Source organism: Thermopolyspora flexuosa (assembly GCF_006716785.1).
Lineage (GTDB): Bacteria > Actinomycetota > Actinomycetes > Streptosporangiales > Streptosporangiaceae > Thermopolyspora > Thermopolyspora flexuosa.
Genome location: NZ_VFPQ01000001.1, coordinates 2,290,985 through 2,313,941, shown reverse-complemented (window position 1 = coordinate 2,313,941; position 22,957 = coordinate 2,290,985). Strand labels below are relative to the sequence as shown.

18 protein-coding genes are annotated in these 22,957 nt (G+C 73.0%); 6 read left to right on the top strand and 12 right to left on the bottom strand.

Annotated features, from left to right (window positions below):
• Nucleotides 1-897 precede the first annotated feature (897 nt).
• The 9 genes from tyrS to argC form a co-directional block, all read right to left on the bottom strand.
• On the bottom strand, nucleotides 898-2,175 hold the full coding sequence (gene tyrS, locus FHX40_RS09740; protein WP_142259306.1) for a tyrosine--tRNA ligase: 1,278 nt from the start codon (nucleotides 2,173-2,175) through the stop codon (nucleotides 898-900).
• Between the two features lie 344 nt (nucleotides 2,176-2,519).
• Nucleotides 2,520-3,212, bottom strand: coding sequence for a DNA-3-methyladenine glycosylase (locus FHX40_RS09735; RefSeq protein ID WP_189136276.1), 693 nt, complete (start codon nucleotides 3,210-3,212; stop codon nucleotides 2,520-2,522).
• 25 nt (nucleotides 3,213-3,237) lie between these two features.
• The gene (argH, locus tag FHX40_RS09730; RefSeq protein ID WP_142259305.1) at nucleotides 3,238-4,701 is read right to left on the bottom strand and encodes an argininosuccinate lyase; all 1,464 of its coding nucleotides are present in this window, start codon (nucleotides 4,699-4,701) and stop codon (nucleotides 3,238-3,240) included.
• Nucleotides 4,702-4,965: 264 nt separating this feature from the next.
• Nucleotides 4,966-5,472, bottom strand: coding sequence for an arginine repressor (locus FHX40_RS09725; protein WP_142259304.1), 507 nt, complete (start codon nucleotides 5,470-5,472; stop codon nucleotides 4,966-4,968).
• 2 nt (nucleotides 5,473-5,474) lie between these two features.
• Entirely contained in the window at nucleotides 5,475-6,431 is a 957-nt protein-coding gene (gene argF, locus FHX40_RS09720; RefSeq protein WP_142259303.1) for an ornithine carbamoyltransferase, read from the bottom strand.
• Nucleotides 6,428-7,642 carry an acetylornithine transaminase gene (locus FHX40_RS09715; protein WP_142259302.1) on the bottom strand — a complete coding sequence of 405 codons (1,215 nt, stop codon included), beginning with the start codon at nucleotides 7,640-7,642 and terminating at the stop codon, nucleotides 6,428-6,430. Before FHX40_RS09715 ends, argF begins: the two co-directional genes overlap by 4 nt.
• Before the next feature lie 9 nt (nucleotides 7,643-7,651).
• Nucleotides 7,652-8,542: an acetylglutamate kinase gene (gene argB, locus FHX40_RS09710; protein ID WP_142259301.1), complete on the bottom strand. Its 891-nt coding sequence runs from the start codon at nucleotides 8,540-8,542 to the stop codon at nucleotides 7,652-7,654.
• Nucleotides 8,539-9,693, bottom strand: coding sequence for a bifunctional glutamate N-acetyltransferase/amino-acid acetyltransferase ArgJ (gene argJ / locus FHX40_RS09705; protein ID WP_142259300.1), 1,155 nt, complete (start codon nucleotides 9,691-9,693; stop codon nucleotides 8,539-8,541). Before argJ ends, argB begins: the two co-directional genes overlap by 4 nt.
• A gap of 91 nt (nucleotides 9,694-9,784) precedes the next feature.
• Complete coding sequence (gene argC, locus FHX40_RS09700) at nucleotides 9,785-10,813, bottom strand: N-acetyl-gamma-glutamyl-phosphate reductase (protein ID WP_142259299.1); 1,029 nt, start codon at nucleotides 10,811-10,813, stop codon at nucleotides 9,785-9,787.
• 188 nt (nucleotides 10,814-11,001) lie between these two features.
• On the opposite strand from argC, the gene FHX40_RS09695 reads away from it, so the two are divergent.
• Nucleotides 11,002-12,678, top strand: coding sequence for a class I adenylate-forming enzyme family protein (locus FHX40_RS09695; RefSeq protein WP_229789108.1), 1,677 nt, complete (start codon nucleotides 11,002-11,004; stop codon nucleotides 12,676-12,678).
• 185 nt (nucleotides 12,679-12,863) lie between these two features.
• Nucleotides 12,864-13,235 (top strand): OsmC family protein, encoded by a 372-nt coding sequence (locus tag FHX40_RS09690; protein WP_142259297.1) that lies wholly within the window; start codon nucleotides 12,864-12,866, stop codon nucleotides 13,233-13,235.
• A gap of 7 nt (nucleotides 13,236-13,242) precedes the next feature.
• On the opposite strand, the gene FHX40_RS09685 is transcribed toward FHX40_RS09690, so the two are convergent.
• Nucleotides 13,243-14,322, bottom strand: a complete 1,080-nt coding sequence (locus FHX40_RS09685) for an MBL fold metallo-hydrolase (protein WP_244941588.1) — start codon at nucleotides 14,320-14,322, stop codon at nucleotides 13,243-13,245.
• 219 nt (nucleotides 14,323-14,541) lie between these two features.
• On the opposite strand from FHX40_RS09685, the gene FHX40_RS09680 reads away from it, so the two are divergent.
• Nucleotides 14,542-15,114: a PDDEXK family nuclease gene (locus FHX40_RS09680; RefSeq protein ID WP_229789109.1), complete on the top strand. Its 573-nt coding sequence runs from the start codon at nucleotides 14,542-14,544 to the stop codon at nucleotides 15,112-15,114.
• 115 nt (nucleotides 15,115-15,229) lie between these two features.
• Nucleotides 15,230-18,487: a penicillin acylase family protein gene (locus FHX40_RS09675; RefSeq protein WP_142259295.1), complete on the top strand. Its 3,258-nt coding sequence runs from the start codon at nucleotides 15,230-15,232 to the stop codon at nucleotides 18,485-18,487.
• A gap of 81 nt (nucleotides 18,488-18,568) precedes the next feature.
• Here the strand turns inward: FHX40_RS09675 and FHX40_RS09670 are convergent, their stop codons facing one another.
• Together FHX40_RS09670 and FHX40_RS09665 are read right to left on the bottom strand one after the other, a co-directional pair.
• Complete coding sequence (locus FHX40_RS09670; RefSeq protein ID WP_142259294.1) at nucleotides 18,569-18,997, bottom strand: histone-like nucleoid-structuring protein Lsr2; 429 nt, start codon at nucleotides 18,995-18,997, stop codon at nucleotides 18,569-18,571.
• 205 nt (nucleotides 18,998-19,202) lie between these two features.
• Nucleotides 19,203-20,321, bottom strand: a complete 1,119-nt coding sequence (locus tag FHX40_RS09665; RefSeq protein WP_142259293.1) for an NDMA-dependent alcohol dehydrogenase — start codon at nucleotides 20,319-20,321, stop codon at nucleotides 19,203-19,205.
• 419 nt (nucleotides 20,322-20,740) lie between these two features.
• Here FHX40_RS09665 and FHX40_RS09660 point away from each other — a divergent pair, with 419 nt between their 5' ends.
• Nucleotides 20,741-21,388 carry a PadR family transcriptional regulator gene (locus FHX40_RS09660; protein WP_142259292.1) on the top strand — a complete coding sequence of 216 codons (648 nt, stop codon included), beginning with the start codon at nucleotides 20,741-20,743 and terminating at the stop codon, nucleotides 21,386-21,388.
• A 159-nt stretch (nucleotides 21,389-21,547) separates the two neighbouring features.
• On the top strand, nucleotides 21,548-22,753 hold the full coding sequence (locus tag FHX40_RS09655) for an FAD-dependent oxidoreductase (RefSeq protein WP_142259291.1): 1,206 nt from the start codon (nucleotides 21,548-21,550) through the stop codon (nucleotides 22,751-22,753).
• Nucleotides 22,754-22,957 lie beyond the last annotated feature (204 nt).

Sequence of the window (22,957 nt, the reverse complement as noted above, 5' to 3'; positions counted from 1 at the left end):
CCCCCACGAAGAGGGACATCCCAGCAAAACCATCACCCAGACACACCTCTCAGCAAAGCCCCGGAAGGGCTTGCCGAGCAGCGCCTGGCATGACGGGGTAAAGCTCATGCACTGGCTTTTGACACACTGTTGAGTTCTCAAGGAACGGACGCGAACACCTGCCGACGAAATCCGCCGATCCCGTCAGCGGGGGCGTTTCATCCGAATCGCTTCAGCAGTTTCACCCGATTCCCATCCGCTGTCAAATCGCTCCGCTCGGCGACAATGCCGCTCGAAACGTTCGACGCTGCAGGGAATCCGGCCGGCACCGTGCGGTCCGGCCTCAGCGAGACGACCGTTTCACCGACGCCGTGTCGAACCGCTTCCCGGCTGACACCTCGCGCGGTACCGGACTCTCCGTCCGCTCCGGTCGCCCTCTCGGGTGGACCCGAGTCGGCGACGCCATGGGGCCGCCTGCCTTCGGGGCGAAGAGAAGATTACGTCGCCGCCCCAACGGCGTCAAATCGACCCGCCGGAGGTCACCGCTGGTCAAGGGGCGCATCCGAAGCGATCTCACATCTTTGCTACCGGAATGTTATTCATCCGGCCCGCCACGGTTAGGACGTCGCGCGGCTCCGGAGTATTCCCCGAGGCCGAGACGTGGTCGCTCTGTGACACACGCCACTCGCAGGGCCGCGCGCTCGCGTCGCTCAGGGCCTCGTGGCACGTCGACCGCGCTGCGCCGTACCGTCGCCGGATCGGCGGTCGCCTCCCCGGCCGGACGGACGCGCACACCGACGCGTCCTTCGGCGCATCTCGCGCCGGGTGCGCCGACGTCCGCCGGGGCGGAAGCACCAGAGAGCGGGCCGACGCCGAGTGCCGGCCCGCTCCGGTCCCTGTCGCTCTGGTGCGCCGCGGTTACGCCTGGGATGCGGCGACCTCGATGCCGCCGATGGAGCGCTTGCCCCGGCGCAGCACGAGGAACCGCCCGCACAGCAGGTCGTCGGCGGTCGGGACGTACGACTCGTCGGTGACCCGCGTGTTGTTGAGGTACGCCCCGCCTTCCTTCACCGTCCGCCGCGCGGCCGACTTGCTCTCGACCAGGCCGCACTCGGCGAGCAGGTCGACGATGGTCGCGCCCAGCGCGGGCACGGTCGCGCGCGGCACCTCGGCGAGCGCGGCCTCGAGCGTGCGCTCGTCGAGCTCGGCGAGCGTGCCCTGGCCGAACAGCGCGCGGGAGGCCGCCACCACCCGGGCCAGCTCCTCCTCGCCGTGCACCATCCGGGTGACGTCCTCGGCGAGCGCCCGCTGCGCCTCCCGGGCGGCCGGCCGCGTGGCCACCGCCTTCTCCAGCTCCTCGATCTCCTCCCGGCTGCGGAAGGTGAACACCTTGAGGAACCGGACGACGTCCCGGTCGTCGGTGTTGAGCCAGAACTGGTAGAAGGCGTACGGCGAGGTCAGCTCGGGGTCGAGCCAGATCGCGCCCCCGGCCGTCTTGCCGAACTTCGTGCCGTCGGCCTTGGTGATGAGCTTGCCGGTGAGGGCGTGGGCCTGCCCGCCGGTGACCCGGCGGATCAGCTCGCAGCCCGCGGTGATGTTGCCCCACTGGTCGCTGCCGCCGACCTGCAGCTTGCAGCCGTACCGCCGGTAGAGCTCGAGGTAGTCGTACGCCTGCAGGATCTGGTAGCTGAACTCGGTGTAGCTCAGCCCGTCACCGGCGAGCCGGGCGGCGACCGACTCGCGCGCGAGCATGCGGTTCACCGGGAAGTGCTTGCCGACGTCCCGCAGGAAGTCGATCGCGGACAGCTCCGCGGTCCAGTCGAGGTTGCTCACCAGCAGCGCCGCGGTCGGGCCGGGCGTGAAGTCGAGGAACTTCTCGAGCTGGACGCGGATGCGGCGCACCCACTCCGCCACGACGTCGACCGGGTTGAGCTGGCGTTCCTCGCTGCGCCCGCTCGGGTCGCCGATCAGCCCGGTGGCGCCGCCGACCAGGCCGATGGGCCGGTGGCCGGCCCGCTGGAACCGGGTGAGGATGAGCAGGGTGGCGAGGTTGCCGACGTGCAGGGACGGGGCGGTCGGGTCGAAGCCCGCATAGACCGTGATCGGGCCCTCGGCGAGTACCTTCCGAAGCGCGTCTGCGTCGGTGGTCTGCGCGATCACATCGCGCCATTCCAGCTCATCGAGGATGTCCGTCACGGTTCTGGCCTCGTCTCCGTAGGGTTGCCTGAACGATGCGCGATGGCCTCCGGTGCGCGCCTCGCGTGCCTTCATGTATAGGGCCTCGGAGGGGATGCCGGGCAACCGGTTTACTCCCGATCGACCGCGGAAGGGCCGGACCGAAGGGGCGGCGCGCTGCGCGGGCGCCCTTCGGCGAGGTCACCACGCCCGGTCACCGCAGGCCCTGCGGCGAGCCCGCCTTGGTCATCGCGAACACCAGAAGGCTACCAAGGGATGGGACAAACCCACGGCCGCGGCGGCGGCCCGGGCCGCCGAAGTCGATCACGGAATGGCCACGGGTACGGCGAGCGGCGCGCCGCCCGTCAGCGGGCCCGCGGCCGGTGCTCCCGGTAGGGCGACACCGTGGGGTCGCCGTCGATCCAGAACCGCCACGGGGTGTGCTTGCCGTTCGGCACCCCGGTCCGCGGGCCGCTGCGGACGCGCGCCGGGTCGGGCGGCAGGCCCTCGAGCACGCGCACCGGCCCCTCCCCGCAGCAGTCCACGCCGTCGTGCTCGCGCGCGAACCCGAGCGCCACGGCGAGCCGCGCCGGTCCCCGGGCGAGCTCCCGGACCGGGGCCGCGGCCGGCGTCCCGGTGCCGGTGTCCGCGGCGGGCTCGCCGGGCGGGACCCGCCGCCCGGTACGGCGGGCGTGGGCGAGCTCGGCCCCGGCGACCACCTCCCCGGCCCGCAGCAGCACGGCCGCGCCGGAGCCCTCCGGCATGCACACCAGGTTCGCGCAGAAGTGCATGCCGTAGATGAAGTACACGTACAGGTGGCCCGGTGGCCCGAACATGACCGCGTTGCGGCGGGTCCGCCCCCGGTAGCTGTGCGAGGCCGGGTCCTCGCCCGGCAGGCCGTACGCCTCGACCTCGGTGAGCCGTACCGCGACCCGTCCGCCGGGCGAGTCGTGCACGAGGACGCGGCCGAGCAGGTCGGGGGCGACCTCCGCCGGGTGCCGGTCGAAGAACGACCGGTCGAGCAGCCGCCAGGAGGCGGAGGCCGGTTCCGCGGTCACGCCGGGCGTGCGGGCCACCGCGCGGTCAGTTGTTCCCGTTCGCCCAGGCGGCCTGGGCGTCGACCACCTCGCGGAGCGCGGCGAGCTGCTCGCGGACCCGGTCGGGCGCGGTGCCGCCGTACGCCTTGCGGGCCGCGAGGGCGCCCGGCACGCTCAGCACCTCGCGCACCCCGGGCAGGTCCTTGCCGTCGACGCCGTCGGCCGGCGCGGCGGTGAAGTGCGGGGACACCTTCGCCAGCTCCTCGTCGGTGAGGTCGGCGAAGTCCTTGTCGTTCACCTGGCAGTACACGACCAGGTGGCCGACCGCCTCGTGCGCCTCACGGAACGGCACGCCCTTGCGCACCAGCAGCTCGGCCAGATCGGTGGCGAGCGCGAAGCCCTCGGGGGCGCTCTGCTCCAGCCGGGCGGTGTTCACCCGCATGGTGGCGACGAGCCCGGCCATGGCGGGAAGCACGAGCAGCAGGGTGTCGACCGCGTCGAAGACCGGCTCCTTGTCCTCCTGCAGGTCCCGGTTGTAGGTGAGCGGCAGGCCCTTCAGCGTGGTGAGCAGGGACATGAGGTTGCCGATCAGCCGGCCGCTCTTGCCCCGGGCGAGCTCGGCGACGTCGGGGTTCTTCTTCTGCGGCATGATCGACGAGCCGGTGGAGTAGGCGTCGTCCATCTCGATCCACCGGAACTCCTGCGAGGCCCACAGCACGATCTCCTCGCCGAGCCGGGACAGGTGCACGCCGATCATGGCGGCGCAGAACAGGAACTCGGCCGCGAAGTCGCGGTCGGCCACGGCGTCCATCGAGTTCGGCGCGGCGGCGTCGAAGCCGAGCTCCTCGGCGACCGCCTGCGGGTCGAGCGGCAGCGACGAGCCGGCGAGGGCGCCGGAGCCGAGCGGGCTGATCGCGGCGCGCCGGTCCCAGTCGCGCAGCCGGTCGACGTCCCGGGCGAACGCGTGCACGTGGGCGAGGAGCTGGTGGCCGAACGACACCGGCTGGGCGTGCTGCAGGTGGGTCATGCCGGGCGCGGCGGTGTCGGCGTGCTGCTCGGCCTGGTTCATCAGCGCGGTCTCCAGCTCGACCAGCCGGGACACGATGCGCCGCACGTGGTCGCGCAGGTAGAGCCGCAGGTCGGTGGCGATCTGGTCGTTGCGGCTGCGTCCGGCGCGCAGCTTGCCGCCGAGCGAGCCGAGCCGCTCGAGCAGGCCGCGCTCGAGCGCGGTGTGCACGTCCTCGTCGGCGACGGTCGGCCGGAACTCGCCGGTCTTGCACGCCTGCTCCAGGTCGTCGAGCGCCTCCAGCATGCGCCGCAGCTCGTCGTCGGTGAGCAGGCCGGCCCGGTGCAGCACGCGCGCGTGCGCCCGCGAGCCGAGCAGGTCGTACGGCGCCAGCCTCCAGTCGAACTGCACGCTGACCGACAGCCGCTGGAGCGCGTCGGCGGGGCCGCCCTCGAACCGACCGCCCCACAGCCGCAGCGGCTTGCCGCCGGAGTTGTCCGCCACCCTTGTCTCCTCCTCAGATCCGGTGCGCCGCACCCGTTGTCCAATCCGCGACCCTAGCTCACCCGCGGCGCCGTCACGTACCCGGTGGCAGGCAGAGGCCGGATCCGGGCCGGCGGCACGGGCGTGGGCCGGGACGGCGGATGAGGCACGGCGGCCAACAGAATTCACATGGAAAATTACAGAAAGTGATCGGCGGCGGGCGCGACCGCATGACGAAAGGCCGGCGTGCCTCCGGTACGCCGGCTTCCGGGTACGGTGAGGCGGTCAGGCGCGCCGGTCCGCCGCCCGCAGCAGGGCCTCGGCGACCGCGTCCCCGCCCTGCGGGTCGCGGGCGATCACCAGGATCGTGTCGTCGCCCGCCACGGTGCCGAGGATCGACTCCCACCCGGCGTGGTCGATCGCCGAGGCGAGGAACTGGGCCGCCCCCGGCGGGGTCCGCACGATCACCAGGTTCGCGGACGCCTCGGCGGAGACGAGGAGCTCCTCGGCGATGCGCCGCAGCCGGGCCGCGGGCGTCTCCGAGGAGCCCACCCGGGCGGGCGGGATGCGGTGCCCGCCCTCGCCCGGGAGCGCGTAGACGAGCGAGCCGTCCTCGGCACGCAGCTTGAGCGCGCCGAGCTCCTCCAGGTCGCGGGAGAGCGTGGCCTGGGTGACCTCCAGGCCGCTCTCGGCGAGGAGCTTGGCGAGCTCGGGCTGGGACCGGATCGGCTGCTGCCGGAGCAGCTCCGCGATCCGGGCGTGCCGGGCCGCCTTCGTCGTCGGGATCTTCACGGTCAGCCTCCGGACTGTTCCAGCAGGAACGCCAGCAGGGCCTTCTGCGCGTGCAGCCGGTTCTCCGCCTGATCCCACACCACGCTCTGCGGTCCGTCGAGCACCTCGGCGGTGATCTCCATCTCACGGTAGGCGGGCAGGCAGTGCAGCACGATCGCGTCCGAAGCCGCCACGGCGAGCAATCCGGCGTTGACCTGGTACGGCCGCAGCGCGGCCACCCGCTCGTCCTTGCCCTCCTGCCCCATCGACACCCAGGTGTCGGTGGCGATCACGTCCGCCCCCTCGGCCGCGGCCTTGGGGTCGGCCAGCACCTCGACCGAGCCTCCGGTCCGGGCGGCGATCGCCGCGGCGTCGGCCACGATCGCCGGGTCCGGCCGGTAGCCGTCCGGGGCGCCGATGCGCACGTGCATGCCGGCGGTCGCGCCGCCGAGCAGGTAGGAGTGCGCCATGTTGTTGGCGCCGTCGCCGAGGTAGGCGAGGACGCGCCCGGCGAGGTCGCCCTTGTGCTCCCGGATCGTCTGCAGGTCGGCGAGGATCTGGCAGGGGTGGAACGAGTCGGTGAGCGCGTTGACCACCGGCACCCGGGAGGCGGCGGCCATCGCCTCGATGCGGTCCTGCCCGTAGGTGCGCCACACGATCGCGGCGACCTGGCGCTCCAGCACCCGCGCGGTGTCCTCGATGCTCTCGCCGCGGCCCATCTGGGACTGGCCGGCGTCGATGACGAGCGGCAGGCCGCCCAGCTCGCCGATGCCGACCGCGAACGAGACGCGGGTGCGGGTGGAGTTCTTGTCGAACAGCACCGCGACGGTGCGGGGGCCCTCGAGCGGGCGGTAGCCGTACCGGTCCTTCTTCATCGCGTCCGCGAGGTCGAGGACCTGGGCCTGCTCCTGCGGGGTCAGGTCGTCGTCGCGCAGGAAGTGGCGAACCGCCCGGTCGGCGGTGGTGCCGGGGTGGGTCATGACGGGTCCTTGGTGGTCGGGGGCGTGGCCGCCTGGGTGAGGATGGCCGGGAACGCGTCCACGAAGCTCGTGAGCTGGTCCAGCGTGGTCACGAGCGGCGGCGCGAGGCGCACCGCGTCCGGCTGGACCGCGTTGACGAGGAACCCGGCCGACCGGGCGGCCTCCTCCACCCGCCCGGCCACCGGCTCGGTGAGCACGGCGGCGAGCCAGAGACCGCGGCCGCGCACGCCGCGCAGCAGCGGGTGGTCGATGCCGGCGAGCCCGGTGTGCAGGTGCTCGGCGGCCCTGGTGGCGTGGGCCAGCAGGTTCTCCTTCTCGATCGTGTCGAGTACGGCGAGGGCGGCGGCGCACGCGACGGGGTTGCCGCCGAACGTGGAGCCGTGGTCGCCCTTGCCGAAGATCGTACCTGCGGGGCCGAAACCGGCGCACGCACCGATCGGGAGGCCGCCGCCGAGACCCTTGGCGAGGGTGACGATGTCGGGCCTGACGTTCTCGGCCTGGTGGGCGAACCAGTGCCCGGTACGGCCGACGCCCGACTGGATCTCGTCCATGACGAACAGCGCGCCGGTGGCGTCGCAGATCTCGCGGGCGGTGCGCAGGTAGCCCTCCGGCGGCGGGACCACGCCGGCCTCGCCGAGGGTGGGCTCGAGGAACACCGCGGCGCACTCGTCGGTGACCGCCTGCTTGAGCGCGTCGGCGTCGCCGTACGGCACGAAGCGCACCTCGACCGGGAACGGGCCGAACGGCTCGCGGATCGACGCCTTGCCGGTGAGCGACAGGGCGCCGGTGGTGCGGCCGTGGAAGCCGTTCTCCGCGGCGACGATGTAGCGGCGGCCGTTCGCCTTGCCGTGCTTGATCACGAGCTTGTAGGCGCACTCGTTCGCCTCGGTGCCGGAGTTGGTGAGGAACACCCGGCAGTCGCCGCCGAGCAGGCCCTGCAGCCGCTCGGCGAGCAGCACCGACGGCTCGTTGACGAACAGGTTGCTGGTGTGCGCGATCCGCGACACCTGGGCGGTCACCGCGCCGACCAGCGCGGGGTGGTTGTGGCCGAGCGCGTTCACCGCGATGCCGCCGATCAGGTCGAGGTAGCGGTTGCCGTCGGCGTCCCACACGTACGGGCCCTCGCCGCGCACGAGCGCCACCGGCTGCGGGGCGTACGTCGGCATCAAGGCGGCCTGGTGCCGGGCCAGCAGGTCTTCGTTCCGGCTCATGCTCGCTCCTTACGGCGTGGGCAGCACCATCGTGCCGACGCCCTCGTCGGTGAACACCTCAAGCAGCAGCGAGTGCGGCATGCGCCCGTCGAGCACGTGCGCCTGCGGCACGCCGCCCCGCACCGCGGTGAGGCACGCCTCCATCTTCGGGATCATCCCGGAGGAGAGCGTGGGCAGCAGCTCGGCGAGCTCGTCGGCGGTGATGCGGTCGATCACCTCGCCGCGCTCGCCGTCCGGGGACCACTTCGCGTACAGGCCCTCCACGTCGGTGAGCATGATCAGCTTCTGCGCCTGGAGGGCCACGGCGAGCGCCGCGGCGGCGGTGTCGGCGTTGACGTTGTAGACCGAGCCGTCCTCGCCGCGGGCCACCGAGGAGACCACGGGGATGCGGCCGTCGTCGAGCAGCGCGCGCACCGCGCCCGGGTCCACCTTGACGATCTCGCCGACCTGGCCGATGTCCACCTTCTCGCCGTCGACCACGGCGTGCTTGCGCTCGGCGGTGAACAGGTGCGCGTCCTCGCCGGACATGCCCACGGCGAGCGGGCCGTGCCGGTTGATCTCCCCGACGACCTCGCGGTTCACCTGGCCGACGAGCACCATGCGCACCACCTCCATCGCCTCGGGGGTGGTGACGCGCAGCCCGGCGGTGAACGTCGACTCGATGCCGAGCCGGTCGAGGTGGGCGTTGATCTGCGGTCCGCCGCCGTGCACGACGACCGGCTTCAGCCCGGCGTAGCGGAGGAAGACGACGTCGTCGGCGAAGCTCTTGCGCAGCGCCTCGTCGGTCATGGCGTGCCCGCCGTACTTGACCACGACGATCTTGCCGTGGAAGCGCTCCAGCCAGGGCAGGCTCTCGATGAGGACCGCGGCCTTGTCTACCGGTTTCAGTGGTGAGCTCATGTGGAGTACGCCGAGTTCTCGTGGACGTACTCGGCGGTCAGATCCGTGGTGTGGATCGTCGCCGAGTGCGGTCCGGCCGACAGGTCGATGGTGATGGTGACGTCGCGGGGGCGCAGGTCGACCTTGGAGCGGTCGTCGCCGGCGGCGCCGCCCCGGCACACCCAGATGCCGTTGATGGCGACGTTGAGCCGGTCCGGCTCGAACTCCGCGTCGGTGACGCCGACGGCCGCGAGCACCCGGCCCCAGTTGGGGTCCTCGCCGTGGATGGCGCACTTGAGCAGGTTCGACCGGGCGACCGAGCGGCCCACGGTGACCGCGTCGCGCACGCTCGCCGCGCCGATCACCTCGATCGCGATCGCCTTGGTGGCGCCCTCGGCGTCCATCACGAGCTGGCGGGCGAGGTCCGCGCAGACCTCGGTGACCTTCGCCGTGAACTCGTCGAGGTCGGGCACGACGCCGGTGGCGCCGCTGGCGAGCAGCAGCACGGTGTCGTTGGTGGACATGCAGCCGTCGGTGTCCACCCGGTCGAAGGTGACCTCGACCGCCTGGCGCAGCGTGCGGTCGAGCACGTCGGCGGGCAGGTCGGCGTCGGTGGTGATGACGCTGAGCATGGTGGCGAGGCCGGGGGCGAGCATGCCCGCGCCCTTCGCCATGCCGCCGACCATGTAGCCGCCCTCACCCCGGCGGAACGAGATCTTCGAGACGGTGTCGGTGGTGCGGATCGCGTCCGCGGCCGGCAGGCCGCCGTCCCGGGACAGCTGCCCGGCAGCGAGCTCGATGCCGGAGAGCACCTTGTCCATGGGCAGCCGCTCGCCGATCAGGCCGGTGGAGCAGACCGCGATCTCCCCGGCGGAGTCGCCCAGCACCTCGGCGACCTTCTCCGCCGTGGCGTGGGTGTCCTGGAAGCCGAGCGGGCCGGTGCAGGCGTTGGCGCCGCCGCTGTTGAGCACGACCGCCTTGACCCGGCCGCCGCGCAGCACCTGCTGCGACCACAGCACCGGGGCCGCCTTGACGCGGTTGCGGGTGAAGACCCCGGCCGCGGCGCGGGAGGGGCCTTCGTTCACGACGAGGGCCAGGTCGCGGGCGCCGTTCGCCTTGATGCCGGCGGCGACGCCCGCGGCGACGAAGCCCAGGGGTGCGGTGACGCTCATCTCGTCCTCTCCTCGATGCCGGGTGTCACGCCGGTGCCAGGGCGGGGTGTCGGGCCGGGCCGCCGGTGCGCGGCGGCCGGTCGCGGTTCGGTCACGGGGCCACTCCAGTGGTCGGCAGGCCGAGTTCTTCGGGGAGTCCGAGGGCGAGGTTGGCGCTCTGGATCGCGCCGCCCGCCGTGCCCTTGGTGAGGTTGTCGATGGCGATGACCGCGACGATCCGGTTCACCCGCTCGTCGAGCGCGACCTGCATGACCGCGGTGTTCGCGCCGAGGGTCATCGCGGTCGCGGGCCAGCTGCCCTCCGGGAGCAGCCGCAGGAACGGCTCGTCCTTGACCGCCGCCTGGTACGCCTCGCGCAGCGCGGCCGCGGTGACGCCGGGCCGGGCCGGGGCGGTGCAGGTGGCGAGGATGCCGCGGCTCATCGGGGCGAGCACCGGGGTGAAGCTCACCGAGACCCTGGTGCCCGCGACGGCGGAGAGGTTCTGCTCCATCTCCGGGGTGTGCCGGTGCACGCCGCCGACCCCGTACGCGCTCGCCGAGCCCATCACCTCGCTGCCGAGCAGGTGCGGCTTGGGCGACTTCCCGGCGCCGGAGGTGCCGCTCGCCGCGACCACGACCACCTCGGGCTCGGCGAGGCCGGCGGCGAACGCGGGCATCAGGGCGAGGGTGGCGGCGGTCGGGTAGCAGCCGGGCACCGCGATGCGCCGGGCGCCGCGCAGCACCTCGCGCTGGCCGGGCAGCTCCGGCAGGCCGTACGGCCAGGTGCCGGCGTGCTCGCCGCCGTAGAACTCGGCCCACGCCTGCGGGTCGGCGAGGCGGAAGTCGGCCCCGCAGTCGACGATGAGGACGTCCTCGGGCAGCTCGCGCGCGATCGCGGCGGACTGGCCGTGCGGCAGCGCGAGGAAGACCACGTCGTGCCCGGCGAGGCTCTCGGGCGTGGTCTCGGCGAGCACGCGGTCGGCGAGCGCGGGCAGGTGCGGCTGGTGCTCGCCGAGCGTGCTGCCGGCGTTCGCGCCCGCGGTGACCGCGCCGATCTCGAACTCGGGGTGGCCGAGCAGCAGCCTGAGCAGCTCACCCCCCGCGTATCCGCTCGCCCCGGCGACGGCCACACGCCTCGTCACGCGCCCACCTCCAGCACCCGTGCCTGCATACCTATGCATCACATCTTATGTTCTTGCCGTTAAGAGTATGCAACAGCAGGGATGGCCATGCAACAGGCGGGGGAGTGACAATTCACCTCTGGTCTACATACCTACCGGTCGGTACCCTGGCGGGTGATCAGCCTGGTCCCCGCCGGAGGTCGATGGACATGAGTACCTCCTCCCCCGAGGCCCTGCTCACCGCTCCCGGCCAGCTGTTCGAGATGGCCGAGGTCGAGGTGCGCGGCACCGTGATCCGCACCTGGAAGCACGCCCCGCTCCACTTCCCCGCGGTGCTCGAGGCGAGCCGCGGGCACGGGGCGAAGGACTTCGTCGTCTACGAGGACGAACGGCTCAGCTACGAGGACCACTACCGGCGCGCCGCCACGCTCGCCCGCCGCCTCGCCGAGGAGTACGGCGTGGCCAAGGGCGACCGGGTGGCGATCGCCATGCGCAACCTGCCCGAGTGGGTGATCGCGTTCTCCGCGGCGCTCGCCGCCGGGGCGGTGACCGTACCGCTCAACGCCTGGTGGACCGCGCCCGAGCTGGAGTACGGCCTGGCCGACTCGGGGGCGAAGGTGCTCATCGCCGACGGCGAGCGGGCCGCCCGGCTGCACGGCTCCGACATCGCCGCCCGGCTCATCGTGGCCCGGGCCGACGGGTGGGACCTGCCGCCGGGGGCGCGCCTGTTCGACGAGGTGCTCGGCGAGGTCGCCGCGGACGCCAGGCCGCCCGCGGTCGAGGTCGGCCCGGAGGACCCGGCCACGATCTTCTACACGTCCGGCACCACCGGGCGGCCCAAGGGCGCACTCGGCAGCCACCGCAACCTCGGCCAGGCGCCGATGAGCGTCGCCTACGCGCTGGCGCGGACCCGCGCCCGGGCCGGCGCCGACCCGTACGGCGGCATGGGCGGCCCGCGGGTGACGCTGCTCACCGTGCCGCTGTTCCACGCCACCGGCTGCTTCGCCGCGCTGATCCCGACCATGTTCTCCGGCGGCACGCTGGTGCTCATGCACAAGTGGGACCCGGAGCGGGCGCTCCAGCTCATCGAGCGGGAGAAGGTCACCGCGATGACCGGCGTGCCCACCAACGCCTGGCAGCTGCTCTCCCACCCCAGCCTGGACAAGTACGACATCTCCAGCCTCGGCGGGGTGGGCTACGGCGGCGCGCCCGCCCCGCCCAAGCTGCTCGAGCGCCTCAACACGCGGCTGCCGAGCCGTACCGCCTCGAACGGGTACGGCATGACCGAGACGACCGCGCTCGCCATCATCAACAGCGGGCCGGACTACGTCGCCAAGCCCGACTCGATCGGCCTGCCGGTCGCGGTGTGCGACGTGAAGATCTGCGGGCCCGGCGGCGAGGAGCTGCCGCCCGGCGAGGTCGGCGAGCTGTGCCTGCGCGGACCGAACGTGATCATGGGCTACTGGAACCGGCCCGCCGAGACCGCCGAGACGTTCATCGACGGCTGGGTGCACACCGGCGACCTCGCCCGGGTCGACGAGGAGGGCTTCGTCTACGTCGTCGACCGGGCCAAGGACATGGTGATCCGCGGCGGCGAGAACGTGTACTGCGCCGAGGTCGAGGCCGCCCTCTACGAGCACCCGGCGGTCGAGGAGGCGGCGGTCATCGGCGTCCCGCACGAGGAGCTCGGCGAGGAGGTCGGCGCGGTGGTACGGCTCGCCCCCGGCGCCTCGGCCGACCCGGACGAGCTGCGCGCCTTCCTGCGCGAGCGGCTCGCGTACTTCAAGGTGCCGACCCGGTTCTGGTTCCGGGACGGCGAGCTGCCGCGCAACCCGGCCGGCAAGCTCATCAAGACCCGCCTGCGCCAGGAGGTGCTCGGCGCCTGAGGCCCGCCGCCGCGGCCACCCGCGGCGGCGGGTCGCACGCCGCCTCGTGACCGGAACCCGCACGGGAGCCACGGCCCTTCCGGCGGCCTCCCGGGTGTTCTCACGCTGCGGGACGGATGTTCCCGTTATGCGGACACACGCCCTAGTCTGGGACGCGCCGCATTCCGGTCGTGAGGAAAGGGTTCATGATCGAGGCAACGGCTCTGGCGACGCCCTGGCAGGTCCGGTTCCGTTCCGGCACGCACGAGGGCGTCGCCGACACGTGCAAGGACGGGGTCGGCGGCGCGGCCGGGCTGCGCCCGCACGAGCTGCTGGAGGCCGCGCTCGCCAGCTGCATGACGATCACCGCGCGGCAGGCGCTCGCCGAGCTCGGCGCCCCGGACGCCGAGGTGAGCGTGCGCGTCCACGTGGACCGTGCGCCGTCGGTGACCCGGTTCCGCTACGAGCTCATCCTCGATCCCGCGCACGAGCACCACCGGCCCGTCATCATGGGCCGCCTGGCGACCTCGCCGGTCCGTACCACGCTGAGCAACCTGCTCGTCTTCGAGGCCGTCTGACGGGCCGTCAGGCGAGCGTCTGCCACCAGCCGTCCACCGGCGGCGGGGCGGCGATGTCGACGGGCTCGCCCGGGCGGGGCACGGTGACGTCGACGCCGCGGGCCTTGGCCTCACGCCAGAGGCGGTCGGCGGGCTCGGCCCACGGGTGCGGGGCGAGGTTGAACGTGGCCCAGTGCACCGGGAGGAGCAGCCGCCCGCCGAGGTCGAGGTGGGCGGTGACCGCCTCCTCCGGGGTCATGTGCACGTCCGGCCAGAGCGTGCTGTAGGCGCCGATGGGCATGAGGGTGAGGTCGAAGGGCCCGTGCGCGGCGCCGATGCCTCGGAAGCCGTCGAAGTAGCCCGAGTCCCCGGCGTAGAAGGCGCGGTGCCGGTCGCCGATGATCGCCCAGGAACCCCACAGGGTGTCGTTGCGGCGCAGCGTGCGCCCGGAGAAGTGGCGGGCGGCGGTGGCGACGAACCGCAGGCCGGCCACCTTCGCCTCCTCCTCCCAGTCGAGCTCGACGATGCGCGAGGCGGGCACGCCCCAGCGCTCCAGGTGGCCGCCGATGCCGAGCGGCACGACGAACCGCGCGGCCTGGGTACGGCTCAGCGCGCGCACCGTGGGCATGTCGAGGTGGTCGTAGTGGTCGTGCGAGATCACCACGGCGTCGACGGGCGGGAGCGCGTCGAGCTGCACCGGCGCGGGATGGAGCCGGCGCGGCCCGGCGAACCGCACCGGCGACGGCCGCCTGCTCCATATCGGGTCGAGCAGCACGCGCCGCCCTTCGATCTCCAGCAGCACGCTCGAGTGGCCGTACCAGGTGGCCCGCAGCCCGTCGCGCACGGGCTCCGGCACGGCGGACACCAGCGGCACGTCCCCGCGCGGCCGACGGGACGCGAAGTCACCGAGCTGCTTCACGACGACCTTGAAGCCGGGCCGTATCGGCACCGCGACGGCCGACGGGGGGTTGTGGAACGCCCCGTCGCGGAAGTTCGGCGACCGCCGCACCCGATCGGCACGCGGCCCCGACGGCCGCCTGCCCAGCGAGGCCGGGAGATCCCGGAGCACGACCCCCGCCGCCGCGGCGACCGCGCCGGCCACGAGCACGTTCCGAACCGTACGGTTTACCGCCATCCTGAACTCCGATCCATATCCGATTCCGATCGGTAAACCGATTCGGACCTCACCGGCGTTCCCGGCGCGTTGCGCCACGCGTGGCCGGGAACGCGTCGGGCCGATGAGCCTTCCGGGCTGCGCCGTACTCCGGGACACCGGGCGGGGCGACGGCTACGCGGGACACCCACGGTTGCGGTGCGGAGTGATCGCATGACCGACCCGCTGACTCCCGCCTGGCCGGCGCCTTCGCCGAAGGACCTTACCGCGGACGACCTCGATCGCGTTCCCGGGCTGCCGGCCCACACCGAGCCGATCGACGGTACCCTGGTCCGCCCCGGGCTGCGGACGGACTTCCACACCGCCGCGCTCTATCTGCCGGAGGCCGGCACGAGGCGTACCGCGCCGCCGGGGTTCCGGGTGCGCCGCGGAGATGAGCGTGGTGCTGGGGCCACGGCAGCGGCCCGAGCCCGGCCTCACCGTGATCCGCGCCGAGGCGCACGAGAGCCCGGGACGACCGCGTGCCGGGCGGCGGACGTCGTCCTCGCCGTCGAGGTGGTCTCCCCCGGTTCGGAGGTGCGCGACCGGGGGCGCAGGCCGCGGCTCTACGCGATGGCCGCAATCCCCCTTCTGGCGGGTGGAGAACGACGACGCCCCACCGTGTACGTGCACGAGCTCGATCCGGCCGTCCCGGCCTGCGTGCCGGCCGGGATACACCGCGACCGGCTGCGGCTCGCCGTTCCCTTCGGCATCGACATCGACCTGACCGAGATCGGCGACCTCTGAGGCACGCGACGGCGGGCGGGGCGGATTGATCGATTAGGCCATTGTCGGGCCCGGCGGGTGATCGTATCTTCCTCTCAAAGGTTGAGCATGCCTCATGTTTTATGGGGGTCCTCCCATGCCCACACCCCTCCCATCCCTCCGCCGCGCGATCACCCTCGTCACCGTGGTCGCGCTCACCACGCTCGGACTCCCCACGACCCCGGCCGCCTCCGCCGCGGCCCCGGCCGCCGCCGAGCAACCGATTGCCACCTCCTTCTCCCCCGACGACCACTGCCTCGGCCAGTGCCTCGACATCCTGCCGCCGGGGCAGAACGGCAACGCCACGCTCGTCGACATCCTCGCCCACCAGGCCCTCGGCACCATGCCGAAGCACACCGGCGACCAGCTCGCCAAGTACGCGAACCTGCTCGCGGGCTACAACGGGCTCACCGAGGACCGGCTCGAGAGGTTCTTCAACGACGCCTCCTTCGGCGTACCGCCCGGACAGGTGGAGAGCACGGTCAAGCCGCGCTCGGACGTGACGATCGTGCGGGACAAGGCCACCGGCATCCCGCACATCACGGGCACCACGCGGGCCGGGACCATGTTCGGCGCCGGGTACGCGGCCGCGCAGGACCGGCTGTGGGTCATGGACCTGCTGCGGCACGTGGGGCGCGGCGAGCTCACCTCGTTCGCGGGCGGCGCCCCGGGCAACCGGGCGCTCGAGCAGAGCGTGTGGCGGAACTCGCCGTACACCGAGGCCGACCTCGAGGCGCAGGTGGAGCGGCTGCGGCGGATGGGGGACCGCGGGCGGCGGCTCTACGACGACGTGCGCGAGTACGTGGCCGGGATCAACGCCTACATCGACCGGTGCATGGCCAATCGGAACTGTCCCGGCGAGTACGTGCTCACCGGCCACCTCGACGCGGTGACCAACAAGGGCGGCCCCAAGCACTTCAAGGCCACCGACCTCATCGCGATCGCCGGGGTGATCGGCGGCCTGTTCGGCGGCGGTGGCGGCGCGGAGATGCAGTCCGCGCTGGTGCGGGTCGCCGCGCGGGCCAGGTACGGCACGGCCGAGGGCGACCGGGTGTGGGAGGCGTTCCGCTCGCAGAACGACCCGGAGACCGTGCTCACCCTGCACGACGGCCAGAGCTTCCCGTTCGGCGCCGCGCCCGCCGGCGCCACGGGCGTGGTGCTGCCCGACCCGGGCGCCCGGCCGGTCGACGTCACCGAGAACGAGACCGGCTCGGCGGTCTCCGCCCAGGCCGCGGGGGCCGCGACGACGGAGACGGGGTCGCCCGCGCTCCCGGCGCTCGCCGGGCTGGTGGTGGACAACGCCAAGCCCGGCATGTCGAACGCGGTGGTGATCTCCGCCGCCAGGTCGAAGGACGGCCACCCGATCGCGGTGTTCGGCCCGCAGACCGGCTACTTCGCCCCGCAGCTGCTCATGCTGCAGGAGCTGTCCGGCCCGGGCATCCGGGCGCGCGGCGCCGCGTTCGCCGGGCTCAGCATGTACGTGCTGCTCGGCCGCGGCACCGACTACGCGTGGAGCGCGACCTCCAGCCTGCAGGACATCACCGACACCTACGCGCTCACCCTCTGCGAGCCGGACGGCGGCACGCCCACCGTCGACTCCGACCACTACCTGCACGAGGGCCGCTGCGTCCCGATGGAGACGCTGCGCAAGACCAACTCCTGGAAGCCGACCGTCGCCGACCCCACCCCGGCGGGCTCGTACGACCTGGTGATCAAGCGCACCCGGTACGGCCTGGTGACCTGGCGCGGCACGGTGAACGGCGTGCCGACCGCGTTCACCACGCTGCGCTCCACCTACCGCCACGAGGCCGACTCGGCGATCGGCTTCCAGATGTTCAACGACCCGGACGCGATGGGCACCGCGGCCGGCTTCATCGAGTCGGCGTCGCACATCGCGTTCGCGTTCAACTGGTTCTACGTGAACGCCACCGAGTCGGCGTACTTCATGTCGGGCGGCAACCCGGTCCGCTCCCCGGTCTCCGACCCGAACCTGCCGATGGTCGCCGACAAGGCGCACGAGTGGTCCGGGTACGACCCGGAGACCAACACCGCCGACTACCACCCGCCGTCCACCCACCCGCAGGCGGTCGACCAGGACTACCTGGTGAGCTGGAACAACAAGCAGGCCAAGGACTACGGCGCGGCGGACGGCAACTTCAGCTTCGGCGCGGTGCACCGCGGCGACCTGCTCGACCGGCCGATCCGCGAGGCCCTGGCGAACGGCGGCAGGCTCGACCGGGCCGAGACCGCGCGGATCGTCGCCGAGGCCGCGGTCGTGGACCTGCGCGGCAGGCGGGTGCTGCCCGACCTGCTGCGCGTGATCGACTCCGCCCCGGTGACCGACCCGGCGCTCGCCGACGCGGTGGCCAAGCTCCGCGCCTGGGAGCGGGCGGGCGCCAAGCGGGAGGAGACCTCGCCCGGCAGCCGCAGGTACGCCCACGCGGACGCGATCCGCATCATGGACGCCTGGTGGCCGAAGCTGGTCGCCGCCCAGTTCCGGCCGGGACTCGGCGACGAGCTGTACCGGGCGCTGGTCGACGCGCTGCAGATCGACGAGCCGCCGTCGGGCCTGATGCGGGGCGACGTGACCGACCTTCCGGTGTCGGCGAACGAGTCGCAGCCGCACCGCGGGTCGGCGTTCCAGTTCGGCTGGTGGGGCTATGTGAGCAAGGACCTGCGCGCGGTGCTCGGCGACCCGGTGCAGGCGCCGCTGCCGCGCCGGTACTGCGGGGACGGCACCGTGGCCGGGTGCCGGGCGGTGCTGCTCGACAGCCTCGCGGACGCGCTCGCCGAGCCGGCCACGACCACCTACCCGGGCGACGACGTGTGCGCGGCGGGCGACCAGTGGTGCGCCGACGCGGTACGGCAGTCGCCGCTCGGCGGCATCGGCCACCCGCTGATCTCCTGGCAGAACCGGCCGACCTACCAGCAGGTGGTCTCGTTCCCGGCCCGCCGCGGCGACCCGGTCGGCAACCTCGCCAAGGGCGCCACCGCCACCGCGTCCAGCCGGGAGAACCTGCTCTACCCGCCGGGCAAGGCGGTCGACGGCGACCTGTCGAGCCGCTGGTCGAGCTCGTACCGCGACAATCAGTGGTTCCAGGTGGACCTCGGCACGGTCCGCACCGTGGCCCGGGTCATCCTCCGCTGGGAGGCCGCGTACGGCAGGGCGTACCGGATCCAGACCTCCGTCGACGGCGCCACCTGGACGACGGTGTACGCCACGGAGACCGGCGACGGCGGGACGGACAACGTGTCCTTCGCCCCGGTGGACGCCCGGTACGTGCGCATGCAGGGGGTGCGGCGCGGCACCTCCTACGGCTACTCCCTCTACGAGTTCGAGGTCTACGCGCGCTGACGCGCGAACCGGGGGAGGCACGGCCCGCGCCGTGCCTCCCCCCGGACGCGGCCGCCCCGCCGGCCGGCGGGGCGGGCCCGGTCACGCCTCGGGCTGCGGCTGAGTGGCCGTCCCCTCCGCCCCATCGGCCTCCGCCCCGTCGGCCTCCGGGCCGTCGGCGGCGGCGTCGGGGTGGGCGGCGATGAACTTGTCGATCACCTCGTCGGGGAGCTTGCCCCGCTCGGGGACATCGATCCCCTGCTCACGCGCCCACGTGCGCACGTCGGTGAGCGTGTAGCCACGCAGCCGCGGAGAGGTGTCGGCGGCCTTCCTCGACCGCGATGGCTTCTTCACCTCGCGGGAGCGCTCCAGCACCTCCTCGATGAACTGGAGTGCCTCGGTCAGCCGCCGCTGGTTGGCCTCGGATAGATCGATGGCGAAGGTCCGGTTCAGCAGCGAGAACTCGCGTCTCGCCACATCGTCGCCCTCGGAGCTGTCGAGGTCGTCAACCAGAATCACCTTCTGCGCCACGTGCTGCCCTTTCCAGGGTTCCGGGTCTTGATCTGGACCTGGGCATCTTACTGAGCGCCGCCGACATGGTCGGCCGACTTGCCGCACGCGAGGCGTTTCCCGCCGCGCCGGCCCGCCCGCCGCGCCGGCCGTACGCCCGCCGTACCCCGGACCCGGCCGGCCGGGTGCGCGGCGCGCCGCCCGGGTGGCGCCGCGCACCCGAGGGTCAGACGTCGTGGATGATCACGCCGCGGATCAGCTCGCCGCGGTCGAGCGCCTGGTACCCCTCGTTGATCTCCTCGAGGCGGAACCTGCGGGTGATCAGCTCCTCGAGCTTGAGCCGCCCCTGCCGCCACAGCCGGAGCAGCCGCGGGATGTCGTAGAGCGGGTTGCACATGCCGAAGACGTGGCCCTGGATGCGCCGCTGCCAGCCCACGACCATCCCGTTGGCGGCGAGCCGGATGTGGTCCTCCTTGTGGTCGCCCACGGAGGTGATCGTGACCTGGCCGCCCTTGCCGACGATCGCCGCGGCCTGCGCCACCACCTCGTGGGTGAGCACGCCCACGGTGCAGATCGCGTGGTCGGCGAGCTGCCCCCACGTCATCTCGACCACGGCCTCGTGGGCCTCCTCGGCCCGCTCGAACACGTGGGTCGCGCCGAACTCGAGCGCCTTGTCGCGCTTGAACTTCACCGGGTCGACCACGACGATGTTCGCCGCGCCCGCGAACGCCGCGCCCTGCACGGCGTTCATGCCCACGCCGCCGGCGCCGAAGATCACCACGGTGTCCCCGGCGGAGACGCCGGCCGCGTAGACCGACGTGCCCCACCCGGTCGGCACGCCGCACCCGACGAGGCAGGCGATCTCGAACGGGATGTCGCGGTCGATCGGCACGCAGGAGGCCTGCGACACCACGGCGCGCTCGGAGAAGGTGCCGAGCATGCAGAACCCGCCGAGGTCCTCGCCGGAGTCGTCGTGGAACCGGAAGCCGCCGTCGGAGAGCTTCCCGGTGACCATCTCGGCGCCCTGGTCACACAGGTTCTGCCGCCCGGTGGAGCAGTACCGGCACGTTCCACAGGCGGGGATGAACGAGCAGACCACGTGGTCGCCCACCTTCACCCTGGTCACCCCGGGGCCCACCGCCTCGACCACACCGGCGCCCTCGTGCCCGCCGACCATCGGCAGCCGTCCGGCGCTGTGGCCGGTGCGCAGGTGCTCGTCGGAGTGGCACATGCCGGAGGCGTGGAACCGGATCCGGACCTCGCCCTCCCGGGGCTCGTCCAGCTCGAGTTCGGTGATCTCCCAAGGTTCGCCAGGCTTGCGGATAACCGCCGCTTTCGTTCTCATATGGGGCGAGCGTACTTTTCGCCGACAAGATTGTCCATAATCTCGCCAACTTTCTGATCGACCGCTCAGGATCCGCCCCTGACCAGCACAGACCCAACCGCACCCCGGGAGCACACGCGGAGTGAGCCGATCGTAGGCCCCCCGGACGGCGGTTTCGAGGGCCCAACGGCCTCCTGACCACGGTCTCCTTGCGCGACCGCGCCGCGACCCTCCGCCGGGGGGCATGCGACCGCACCCTCGCCACGGGCTCGCGCTACGGCCCACCGCGGGCCGCTCCCCCGGCCCGCTCGCCGCCGGCGGAGCATCGGCGTCTCCCGGCCGCGCGCCTCCGCGTCCGCATGCCGTTGCGCCCGCCATACTTGCGTACGTATACTCGCAAGCAAGTAATCGCTGACGAGTGATCCAGGAAGAGGCGGCACATGGCGAAGCGGCGGAAGGTCGGCAACCTGCTCGCGCTCGCGGTGCTCGCCGCGCTCGTGCAACGGCCGATGCACCCCTACGAGATCGCCACGGCCCTGCGCGGCTGGGGCAAAGAGCAGGACATGGACTTCAAGTGGGGGTCGTTCTACACGGTCATCCGGAACATGGCCAAGCACGGCCTGATCGTGGCCGTGGAGAGCGCCCGCGAAGGCCGCCGCCCCGAGCGCACCGTGTACCGCATCACCGAGGCCGGCCGCGAGGAGCTGGTGGACTGGACACGCGAGCTGATCTCGACGCCGATGCACGAGCGGCCGCGCTTCCGGGCCGGCCTGTCGGTGATCGCCGCTCTCCACCCCGACGAGGCCGCCGGGCTGCTGCGGCGGCGGCTGGGGCTGCTGGAGGCGGGCATCGCCGCCGACCGCGCGTCGCTCGCCGAGGAGGCCCGCGCCATCCCCCGCCTGTTCCTCGTCGAGAACGAGTACGACCTCGCGCTCAAGGAGGCGGAGGCGGCCTGGATCCGCGCGCTGCTCGCCGACCTGGAGTCGGGCGCCTTCCCCGGGCTCGACGCCTGGCGGGCGGTGCACGAGACCGGCGAGATGCCGGCCGAGCTCAGCGCCCTCGCGGAGCGCACCCGCTCCGACGAGTGACGAGAAAGGGCCCCGGCGCGGTGCGGCAACACCCGCCGGGGCCCGGTCCCCGAACCGAGCCTGGGAAGGCTCCCGGCCCGAGGCTGGCACCCACGAGGATAGCCGGGGCCTCTCCCGGGTCGGTTCGTCCCCACACGACCGACCACAGGGAGACGGAACATGACCGCGATCAGAAAGGCGATCGTCGTCGGCGGCGGCATCGCCGGGCCGGTGACGGCCCTCGCCCTGCGCAAGGCCGGCATCGAGGCCGCCGTGTACGAGGCGTACCCGAGCACGGCCGACGGCGTCGGCGGCACGCTCGCGCTCGCCCCGAACGGCCTGGCGGCCCTGCGCATCTTCGGCGCGGACGAGGCGGTCCGCGCGGTCGCCACCCCGATCACGCGCACCGTGATGGCGCTCGGGCGCAGCCGGATCGAGCTGCCGATGCTGCCCGACCTGCCGCCGCTGCAGGTGGTGCACCGCAGCGACCTCTACCGCATCCTGCACGACCTGGCGCTCGCCCAGGGCATCGAGATCACGTACGGCAGGCGCCTGGTCGACGCCCACCAGACGCCGACCGGCGTGACCGCGATGTTCGCCGACGGCACCACCGCCACCGGCGACATCCTCGTCGGGGCGGACGGCATCCACTCCACCGTGCGCCGGCTCATCGACCCGGACGCGCCCGGCCCGGGCTTCACCGGCCTGCTCGGCTTCGAGTCGGTGGCGCGCCACACCGTGGACGTGCCGCCCGGCACGATGACCTTCGCGTACGGCAAGGGCGGCTACTACCTGTACTGGCGCGAGCCGGGCGGCGGCACCCGGTGGGGCGTGAACCTGCCGCAGGAGCGGCCGATGTCGCTCACCGAGGCGCGGCAGGTGCCCCGCACCGCGTGGTTGCAGAAGCTGCGCGCCACCTTCGCGGACGACGACCCCGGCGCCGAGCTGATGCTCTCCACCCGCCCCGAGGACCTGCTGGTCACCGGATCGCTGCACATCATGCCGCGCGTCCCGCACTGGCACCGCGGCCGGATGGTGCTCGTCGGCGACGCGGTGCACGCGCCCTCGAACAGCTCGGGCCAGGGCGCCTCGCTCGCCGTGGAGAGCGCGGTGCAGCTCGCCCGCTGCCTGCGCGACCTGCCGGACGTGCCCGCCGCGTTCGCCGAGTACGAGCGGCTGCGGCGCGGCCGCGTCGAGGGGGTGGCGGCCCGCGCGGCGCGCATCAACCGCACCAAGGCCCCCGGCCCCATCGTCGGCGCGATCATGCCGGTGCTCATGCGGCTCATGTTGAAGACCGTGCTCAACCCGGAGAAGATGCTCGCGCCCGAGCAGCGCTACGTGATCGACTGGGACGCCCCGGTGGCGGCGGCCCCGGCCTTGCGCTGAGCCCGGGCGAACGCGACCTGAGGCGGCGCGGCACCTCGCCGCGCCGCCTTCGGCGTTTTCGCGGCGGGACGGGCGAGCGCCGGGGATGGGGCCGCCGCCACTTTTCGCCGCCGCTCCCCCACCGCCCGCGCCGCTTCACCCTTGCCCACGGCGGGAATCAAATGCCGGATTCGGTCGGGCCGCAATTCCCGGATATTCACCATT